8 protein-coding genes and 1 pseudogene are annotated in these 9597 nt (G+C 64.5%); 6 read left to right on the forward strand and 3 right to left on the reverse strand.

The features are described from left to right. The 5 genes from ON19_RS31165 to ON19_RS31185 form a co-directional block, all read left to right on the forward strand. On the forward strand, positions 1-769 hold a 769-nt coding region (locus tag ON19_RS31165), incomplete at its 5' end, for a DUF6615 family protein (protein WP_043700967.1). 527 nt (positions 770-1296) lie between these two features. Further along, complete coding sequence (locus ON19_RS31170; RefSeq protein ID WP_043700970.1) at positions 1297-1569, forward strand: DUF2283 domain-containing protein; 273 nt, start codon at positions 1297-1299, stop codon at positions 1567-1569. A 210-nt stretch (positions 1570-1779) separates the two neighbouring features. Further along, positions 1780-1962 carry a hypothetical protein gene (locus ON19_RS31175; RefSeq protein WP_043700972.1) on the forward strand — a complete coding sequence of 61 codons (183 nt, stop codon included), beginning with the start codon at positions 1780-1782 and terminating at the stop codon, positions 1960-1962. A 184-nt stretch (positions 1963-2146) separates the two neighbouring features. Next, positions 2147-2536 (forward strand): RIP homotypic interaction motif-containing protein, encoded by a 390-nt coding sequence (locus ON19_RS31180; protein WP_043700974.1) that lies wholly within the window; start codon positions 2147-2149, stop codon positions 2534-2536. 101 nt (positions 2537-2637) lie between these two features. Next, positions 2638-6300: an nSTAND1 domain-containing NTPase gene (locus tag ON19_RS31185; protein ID WP_157229911.1), complete on the forward strand. Its 3663-nt coding sequence runs from the start codon at positions 2638-2640 to the stop codon at positions 6298-6300. 185 nt (positions 6301-6485) lie between these two features. Here the strand turns inward: ON19_RS31185 and ON19_RS42345 are convergent, their stop codons facing one another. From ON19_RS42345 to ON19_RS31200, 3 genes and pseudogenes are all read right to left on the reverse strand, one after another. Next, a complete protein-coding gene (locus ON19_RS42345; protein ID WP_043700978.1) occupies positions 6486-6770 on the reverse strand; it encodes a DUF1173 family protein in 285 nt (94 codons plus the stop codon). A gap of 128 nt (positions 6771-6898) precedes the next feature. Continuing rightward, positions 6899-7537 (reverse strand): annotated as a pseudogene (locus ON19_RS44110) (Mu transposase domain-containing protein); the annotation flags it as partial. A 139-nt stretch (positions 7538-7676) separates the two neighbouring features. Beyond that, positions 7677-8426, reverse strand: coding sequence for a hypothetical protein (locus ON19_RS31200; RefSeq protein WP_157229912.1), 750 nt, complete (start codon positions 8424-8426; stop codon positions 7677-7679). A gap of 581 nt (positions 8427-9007) precedes the next feature. On the opposite strand from ON19_RS31200, the gene ON19_RS31205 reads away from it, so the two are divergent. Then, the coding region (locus tag ON19_RS31205) for a transposase (protein WP_438803652.1) at positions 9008-9597 on the forward strand (590 nt) is incomplete at its 3' end.

A 9597-nucleotide genomic window follows, 5' to 3' on the forward strand; every position in this document is an offset into this window, starting at 1 on the left:
TTGGCTCTGGTGGTGGGTGGACTCCACCGGCGAAAGCTTCGGCATGCTGGTCCAGGCCAAAAACCTTAAACGACCAAGTACGCGGCGCTGGCATATCGATTTCGACTACACCCCAGACGGCGCGACACAGAGCCAGCTCACAACCCTGCTCATGACAGCGGATCTGTTCGGTCTCCCCGCTGCCCACGTGCTCTATTGCGGGAATCAGACGTACAGAAAGTCGCTGAACTGTACGTTGTGGCACGAGAACGATCGGGGTTGCCGCAGCCGTGCACGCGCCGGGGTCTCGGTCGTGCCCAGCATCATCCCGAAGTATCTCGAGCCATCTAGCCCCGCAGACTTGGCGGCGCAGGCTTTTCATTGGTCGCTTCCACTGGAGGATTTCGCCGATCCCACACGAGACCAGCGCCGGTTGCGGCCGCTCGGTCATGTGCATCCCGATATCAAGGAGTTCATGCTCGAACCTCAGGCCGGCACCAGGCGGATCGCCAAGATGATGCTGGAGTCCTTGACCGCCATGCGTCTCGGGCAGATGTCGGTCGCGCAGCGCGCTGACACGGCGTACTCGTCTGACCTGGTATTCGATCGGCTTCCCATGGACACCGGGCACTTCGGCGTGCCGTATGTGGCGCATGTGCTTCGGGGCCTACGACGAGAGCCTCCGCACTACATTGAGGACCTTCTCGCGGGAGACCTGCACGAGCGCTGGATGAGCGAGTCGATCGCAGGGATCGCGGTCATCGGCCCAAGGGGCGACGACGTGAGGTGAAACGGTCCGCATCTCCCTCCCCGCGGACCCCCACCGCATCCGATGGCGTCGAAACCGATATCTGCCGCCACAGCCCGGGAACCGACGCCAAGGGGGATCTGGCATGTCTGGTCTCGCATAAGTTGAGGCTGCGGCGTTTTGCGCGTCCTGCATGACCGCGTGACCGCTGCGCGGCCGACCGTAGAAATGTCAGGACCGCATGAGCAGCAGTATCGACCTCTGTTAACTCATAACCCATGACCTACAACCGCTGTACATGAACGCGATCCATCCTGCATTCGGCATTTCCGGACGTTCAGTTTGCCGTCGCCGTGCTCGGTCGGCACAGCGCGACCAGCACCGGCTGCGGCCGCATTCACCCTACCCCCGCCGGTGCGCGCACTCGACGGACGGAAACCGGGGCGAGGATCATAAGCATCCTCAGGAGTTCGCGCCTCGATGTGACACCACCGACAGTGACGGAACCGATCGCGACCCCGCTGCGTCAATACAAGTGTCCTAACAAGTCGCGGATCGGAGATACACGAATGACCGACACACCCCAGCCGACCTACATCGGTGGTCTGACGTGGGACAAGCAGGCCAACGCCGCCTACCTCGCCATCCGAGCCGACGAAGCCGGACAGCGGCACGCCGCTGTGACGCTCCGGGTGGGAAACGAGAACGGCACGGTCGTGGCCGCACTCGATTTCAGAGCCGACGGCACGCTGATGGGAGTGGAACTCCTCGACGCAGACACCCAATTGACCGCCGCCATGAAGGCGACCGCGACCGCCACTGACGATGTGCACCGCGGCTGAGTGTTGGCCTATCGCAACGAGACGTGGTCCTCATTCTACCCTCGCCAGGTCATAGGATCCGGGGCTCGACTACGCTCCCCGCCCCGCTCCGGCACCCCTGCGCCAGATCGCGGGACGCCACACCGAACGGAATGCATCAGCCTATCCAGTACAGGATGTCGTTCATCCTGTCCCTTTCCGAACCCGCCGTCACGTAGTCGCATCGATGGGGTGCCGACGGTGCCGCGTGCGGGCATCCGCGCCGAAACCCAGCCGCGGACCTTCAACGCGGGTGCCGCCCTCGGCATACCGGCTTTCGCCTGCACCCCGGACAAGTTCCCCACCCTGCTGGCCGTGGCCCTCGACCGCGGCGACGTCCAATCCTGGGCAAACGCCAACGCCGCGCACCACTAGTCGCGTTGCCCGGTACGTGACGACGTTCCCAAGGCCGGCTCCAGTCGTTGTCGACCCACCCGTCACCGCGCAACCAACTATCGGAGAGATCCACCGAGGCGGGCACGTTATCGGTCGAGGCGGGGGCGGAAAGGGTTTGGTTGTGTTACGTTGTGCGGCAACGCATGCGGAAGGGGGTCGCCGTATGGATCCGTTGACCATCATTGTCAGCGCGTTGATCGCGGGCGCTGCCGCGGGAGGCAAAGATGCGGCATCGGCCGCCGTGCGCGATGCGTATACGGCTTTGCGTGTCCGGCTCACCGGCGGTGACGCCGATTCCGGAACGATCACGGTGATCGAGGCGAACGAGGCAGTTCCGGGCGGCAACATCGGCGAACTGGAAGCCAGGCTCGGCGAGCGTGCGATCGGAGATCGTGAACTACAGGCAGCGGCCGAAGCTCTGCTGTTGCGGCTGCCTACGGATCGGGTCGACCACGCCCGGAGCCGGATAGACCTGAGTCATGCGCAAGGTGTGCAGATTGGTGACCACAATACGCAGCACAACGCTTACGGCGGAGATCGAGGCCCGCCGTGAGGGGAGACGACAGCGAGGACGCCGCCGCGGGGGCTGACAGCGGCGGGTTCGTAGATGCTCGTGCGGCGCGAGGTGTGCAGGTTGGTGATCACAACACGCAGGTGATCTACAGCTATCACGGCACGTGGACCGATGCTGTGGCCCCGGCCCCGTTGATCGGTGTCGCAGGTGAGGTCGAGTCGCCGTATCGGGGGTTGGGCTGGTTCTCCGAGCGCGACGCGCCGTTCTTCTTCGGCCGCGACGCCGCTATCGATGAAGTGCTGCAACGGCTTTCGCAGCGGGTGAGGCAGCCGGGCATCCTGTTGGTATCCGGGGTATCGGGTGCGGGGAAGTCGTCGTTGCTGCGCGCCGGAGTCCTTCCGCGCATCCGTGGACAGGGTTTGGAGCAGACGCCGCAGGCCCACTCGTGGCCGTGCGTGGTACTCACCGCCGGGCATGATCCACTCGACGAAATGGCGTTGTCGATAGCTCAGGTGGCGGGAGCGGACGCGGCGGTGGTGCGGCGTGAGCTGCGCGAGGACCCTGAGGCTTTGGCGGTGCTGGCCGCTCAGGCCGCGCGTACGCTGCCGGTGTCCGAGCACGGTAGCCCGCGCGGGCTATTGCTGGTTGTGGATCAGTTCGAGCAGGTGTTCACCCAGTGCTCGGACGAGTCGCAACGGCGGGCGTTTGTCACCGCCTTGCACGCGGCTGCGACGAGCAGGCATGCCGATGCCGTGATTTTGGTGGTGCTGGTGGTGCGCGCGGATTTCGAGGCCCGGTGCGCCGATTACGAGCCGTTGATCGACGCGATTCAGCACCATTACCTGGTCACTGCGATGACCGAGCGGCAATTACGCATGGCGATCACCGAGCCGGCCAAGCAGGCGGGATCACGCGTCGATGACGACCTCGCCGAACAGTTGTTGCGGGAAACCCGCGTCCGCGCTGCCGATTCGGTCCCGGCTGCGACAACGGTGTCGGCGGCCGGGGTGCTGCCGCTGCTGTCGTACGCGCTCGACCGGACCTGGCGCCTGCGAGCCGGTGACACGGTGACTGTCGCTGATTACGAACGCAGCGGTGGCCTGGAAGGCGCCGTCGCCGGTAGCGCACAGCGGGCATACGATTCGCTCACCCGCCCGCAGCAGCGGGCCGCACGGCGCGTCTTCACCCGGTTGGTCATCAGCGGCCCCGAAGGCGCCGATACCGCCGACCGGGTGCAGCGCTCCGACCTGGCCTGGGACGGTGTGGACAGCGGTGACGTCGATGCGGTGCTGGCGGTGTTCACCGACGAACGCCTGCTCACCCTGGGCGCGCAGACCGTCGAGATCAGCCATGAGGTATTGCTGTCCACCTGGCCCCTGCTGCGGGATACCTGGCTGGCCGAGACCCGTGAGAACCGGGCTGTATGCGCGCGCCTGCGCGCCGCGGCGGCCGAATGGGCACGCAATTCTCACGACCCCGCCCACCTGTACTCCGGTAGCGTCCTCGACACGGCAGCAACGGTCGCCGAGCAAGTTGCCGCGGACCCGGCGCGCTACCCGCCACTTGGCGCCACCGAGACACAGTTTCTCGACGCCGGCATCCGGGCGCAACGCCGTCGCACTCGCCAGCGCCGAGCCGCCGCCGGGGTGTTGATGTTCCTGGTCGTCGCCTTGGCCGCCGCGACACTCGTCGCGTTCCGCGCCAGTCAACAGTCAGCCGAGCAACGCGACAAGGCCGTGGCGCGTGAATTGATCAGCAACAGCGAACGTCTCGCCACCACGGACCCTGTCGGTTCGCGGGTTTCGGCCTTGGCCGCATGGCGTATCGACCCGACTCCCGAAGCCCGCTACGCCATGCTGGCTGCCTCCCGAAACCGTGCTGCGGCAAGGTTCGTCCTGCCCGGGACGATGGTCGCGGTGACATTGAGCCGGGACGGCAAGACTCTCGCCACCTTCAGCAACGCCGGCCTGGTCCAAGTGTGGGACGTCGCCAGCCACGACCCGATCGGCGAACCACTCGAGGGATCCCATTCGGAGTTCCCTTCGCTGACCTTCAGCCCCGACGGCAAAAGACTGGTAACCAGAAGCGACGACGGTGCGATCACAGTGTGGGACGTCACCAGCCCCCGCCCGATCGGCAAACCACTTGCGGAGTCCCATTCAGCGGTGGTTTCGCTGACGTTCAGTCCCGACGGCACAACGCTCGTTACCGCAGGCAAAGACGGCAAGGTTCAATCGTGGGACGTTGCCAGCCTGAAGCCGCTCGGTGAACCTCTCGACGCCGGGGGCGACCGGCCGGTGAAGTCGCTGGAGTTCCGTCCCGATGGCAAAGCACTGATTACTGTAAGCGACGACGGCACGGTTCGATTGTGGGACGCAGAACACGGCCAGCCACTCGGCGAAGTACCCATTGAACACAAAGGGTCGGTGACCTCGCTGGCATTCAGCCCCGACGGCACCATTCTCACCACCGGCCGCGACGACGGCACGGTCCAGTTGTGGGACCTGGAGCAGGGCAAATCTTTCGGCGAAGCACGGACAAAATACAACCAGCCAGTGACCTCGCTGGCATTCAGCCCCGACGGCACCATTCTCACCACCGGCCTCCTCGATGGCACTGTTCTGTCGTGGGACCTGGAACACGAAGCGTCCCGCCCCGAAACATTTGCTGGGCATCATGGTTCCGTGCGGTCGTCGGCGTTCAGTCCGGACGGCAAGATTCTCACGACCGCGAGCATCGACGGCACCGTCCAGTCGTGGTACGTAGAACACAACCCGCCCCGGCGTCAGACCCTCGGCAGCAACCCTGTGAGTTCACTGGAGTTCAGCCCCGACGGCAAAGTACTGGTGACTGCGGACAAAGGCGGTGTGGTCCAATCGTGGGATGTTGGCGGCCTGAAGCCTCTCGGTGAACCATTCGTCGCTGGGGGCGGCCAGGCGTTGAAGTCGCTGGAGTTCAGTCTCGACGGGAAAATGCTCGCTACAGCGAGCGAAGACGGCACGGTTCGATTGTGGGACGTCGCACACGGCCGGTCTCTCGGCGAAGCACTCATAGAACATAGATTGGTGATATTTGGTCCCGACGGCAAAACCTTCGTGACCGCCGACAAAGACGGCACGGTCCAATTGTGGGACGCTGCCAGCCTGAAGCCGCACGGTGAACCACTTACCGCTGGGGGCGACCAGGAGTTGCACTCGCTGGAATTCAGTCCCGACGGGAAAGCCCTCGCTACCGCAAGCGAAGAGGGCACGGTTCGATTGTGGGACCCAGAGCACGGCCGATCCCTCGGCGAAGCGCTGATTGAACACAACGGGTTGGTGACCGCGCTGGCCTTCAGTCCCGACAGTCGAACACTGGTTACCGCAAGCATCGACGGCACAGTTCGCACGTGGGACGTCGCCAGCCTACAGCCGGTCGGTGAACCACTCGCCGGGCACACAGGGCTTGTGACAACACTGGCATTCAGTCCCGACAGCAAAACGCTCGCTACGGCAAGCGAAAACGGAGCCACCGTAATCGACGACAGTGAGGTTCGTTTGTGGGACGTCGCCAGCCTCCAGCCGGTTGGTGAACCACTTGTCGGGCACAGCAACGGGTTGTTGTTCGGGCTGGTGTTCGGTCCCGACGGCACAACCCTGACCGGCGCCAGCGGCAACGGCACGGTGCTGTCGTGGGACGTCGGTTTCACGGCCGACCCCGCATCGTTCCTGTGTGCGTCGATCCCGGGCCAGGCCGCTCACGAACAGTGGAAGACCTACGTGCCATCCGTGCCCGGCCTCGAGTACCGGGAACTCTGCCCCTGACATAGTCGCCCGAGACCAGGTGCTGATCCACAACCACCCGCTCACACCACTGATAAAGCCGAGCCGAGCAGACCATCGATCGACCCGAAAGATCGAGCGTCACTTGAGAGTCGCTCATCGGCATCCCGTGGCCCGATCTGCTGGCCCGCCCGGCTGCTCACTGGTGGCGCGGGATATTTCCACGGTCACGAGATGAGCGGCGCGGTCGTGGTGGGGCGGCGACCAGGTCGACGTAGATCGGGAAGAGGTTCGCCGACCGACCAGCCAATCAGGATGACGCCGCGCTCCCGGTAGTGACCGGCCTTCGCTGCCATCCGCACCGTGTACTGGGCGTCATCGAGGCCCCACACCTCGATGACGGTCCGAACCGGGGTATCGATGAGGATGAAGTCGGGCAGCACCAATTTCGTCGAGTCGTATCGCAAGGGCTTTTCGAAGGCGCGACGCGCCGCGACGAGGGCCGCGGCCATGTGATCTTGGCTTCGGTCGTGAAAAAGGGAGTCAGCTGATCGCGAATTTGGGCATCGGTTGGACCGGTTGCAGCCAGTTTCTGATCGCGAAATTCGGCACCACCCGACCGGCGTGTCGGTCGGGTGGTGATGAGTGCGCGGGTGCCGTGGGAGTCACCGTGGGCTTTGCGGGCCGCGGCCCACCAGGCGTCGTGGATGGGGGTGAACTTTCCCGTAGCGCGGGCTTGCTCGAGAGCGGTCGCGCCGGGCAACGCTCCTGGTTTGCGGAGCAGCCCTTCCAGGTCGTGATCCTGTGCCAGGCGTGTTCCGCCCTTGGCCAGAAACCGTTCGTGGCGGGTGATCTCTGTGCGCCCGTCGTAGACGACCAGCTCGGAAGCGTGCAGCAGAACCCGGACTTGCCTGTCGATGAACCTGACCGGAACCGAATACTTGTTGGTGCGCACCGAGATCTGTGAATACCGATCGACCCGCGGGGTGAACCAGCGCCCGGTCTCGAACAGCTTGTCGGGCAACGGCCGCAGCAGTGGTCTCTCGACAGCGAACATCTCACCGATCGTGCGGGGCCGCGACCCGATCCGGCGATCATTGTCGGCGATATCCCATCGGTCTATCAACGCGTTGAGCTCGGCGATCGAGTCGACTTCCGGGACCGGGACCAGGTGGTTTCTGCGGAACCATCCGATCTGCCCCTCGACTCCGCCTTTCTCGTGAGCGCCTTCTCGGCCCGGCTGGCAGTAGAATGGTTCCAACCCCAGGTGCGATCGGAACCCAGCAGCCGAAGCGGTGAAGCACGCCCATCTTCCCACCGAAGCCACGCACTCGTGTCCGATTCACAGACATGAACTGCTGTCCCGCAAGCTCTCTCGATTCATGCGCCCAACCAGAAGGTTGATGTCTATCGACAGGTCAGAAATCGGGGCTGACCCGTAGCCCGGCCAGGGCGGCGGGCGCGTGATCGGGATCGAACGACCAACCCGGCATCCCACCCCATGAAATGGAAAGCCGCAGGTAGTCGACCAGCGAAATGTCCGGCCGTCCGTCTACTCCCCAGATGACGGGATCGGCGATACGCTCAGTCAACGTGATTTGATGGGTGGCTCCGCTGATGTTTGCCTTGTGGAGCTCGTCGGGTGCGAAGTCGAAGTGGAATCCGTCCAGGATGAGCGCGGAATCCTCCTCCCGTTGCTCGCGGTACTCGTCCCAGGCCCATCCCAGGCACATAACCGGCCGGATGACCAGCGGATCGGGGGTCTCGGCGGCACCGGCCCCGGGGGAACCGCAGCTCTGCCCCGGAGCCGGAGAGTCCTGATACCACAGGTCCAACGCGGGACAGTCACCCATGAACGAGACTGCACCGACGTATCGGAGGCAGGCGTCGAGGGCTATCGGAAATGTGCCGATTTCGCCAGCGAGCAGGTCGAGCTCCGCGTGATCCCCAGAGGTGGGTGGCTCCAGAAGGGGGCCGTCCGAAACCAGCCCGAGATCGGTTAGTTGCTCAGCAAGACGCGAAACGTGTCTCGCGACCCGTTGCATTGTCTCCCTCGCGACAGCCGTGCAGTCTTCGAACAGGCCGTCAGGAATCGGGCCGAGGCGTCGGAGATCTTCCCATACGCCCTCATAGTTGCCACCAACGTATCGCTGCACATAAGAAACCACGCAGATAGCGTGCCCAACTCCGGTCACGGACCGTAGTCCCACCGGCGAGAACCAACGCCGAGCACCACACTCACCTCCGCCATCTCCGGCGAAACGCAGGCCAGACACGGCACAGAACAACAGTGGTGTCCAAATTCGCGATCACAAACATCCCCTCCCCCAGACGGTGCCGAGATTCGCGACCAACCGACGCCGAGATTCACGATCGGAACCAGTGATCTCGTGGCTGGATTCGGCAGAGATGAACGAGGGACTGGTCAGCATGACCGCCGCGTCGATAATGGCGGGATGACCGCTGGGACTGCATAGGCATATCGCATGGCGATCCTCGCTACGCGCGCGGGTGAACGCCTCCAGATATGCCTCCGGATCACTCCGCAGGTCGGCCAGCCGGGAGCGGCGCCCGGCCAAGCGCACCTGATCACAGCTCTCCATACCTCTCCCACCCCCAGGCCTCCGACCACGGGTACCCGCCCTACCCCTACACGACGGCGAGAACTAGGGGACTGTCAGGAATTTTGGGGGTGGAGGTGATCCCGAACAGGTGCTGAAGTACCCTGCGGCTGCTTCGGCGAGGAAGGATCACCTTGAACGACAACGCAACTCGGCCTGCTGGTGGCGGGCTGGATGTTCGGATCGCGCAGGAGTTGGTGGAGCAGGCCCGCAGCGAGGGGCTGTCGCTGACCGGGGCCGATGGTTTGCTGACGGCGGTGACTCGCCGGGTCATCGAGGCCGCTTTGGAAGCGGAGATGACCGAACATCTCGGATATGCCAAGGGCGATCGTGCGGCGGCGGCCGGAACCGAGGGCGGCAATCATCGCAACGGCACCAGCCGCAAGAGGGTGCATACCGATATCGGGCAGGTCACCGTGGACGTGCCCCGGGACCGGGCCGGGCAGTTCGAGCCACGGATCGTGCCCAAGCATGCCCGCCGCGTCGCCGGGTTCGACGAGGCGGTGGTCAGCCTGTATGCGAAAGGGCTCACGACCGGGGAGATCCGAGCGCATCTGGCCGAGATCTATGGTGCCGATATCTCGCGGGAGACGATCTCGAAGATCACCGACGCCGTAGCCGGCGAGTTGGCCGAATGGCAGTCCCGCCCGCTCGATCGCGTGTATGCGGTCGTGATGATCGACTGTATCTGGGTCAAGATCCGGGCTCTGTCGCACTC

This window comes from Nocardia abscessus NBRC 100374 (assembly GCF_000308455.1).
GTDB classification, from domain to species: domain Bacteria; phylum Actinomycetota; class Actinomycetes; order Mycobacteriales; family Mycobacteriaceae; genus Nocardia; species Nocardia abscessus.

What these genes read in the sequence shown, in the direction of transcription:
- ON19_RS42345 (WP_043700978.1), bottom strand. Translation starts at nt 6,770, where the DNA reads ATGGCCGCGGCCCTCGTCGCGGCGCGTCGCGCCTTCGAAAAGCCCTTG.
- ON19_RS31180 (WP_043700974.1), top strand. Translation starts at nt 2,147, where the DNA reads ATGGATCCGTTGACCATCATTGTCAGCGCGTTGATCGCGGGCGCTGCC.
- ON19_RS31170 (WP_043700970.1), top strand. Translation starts at nt 1,297, where the DNA reads ATGACCGACACACCCCAGCCGACCTACATCGGTGGTCTGACGTGGGAC.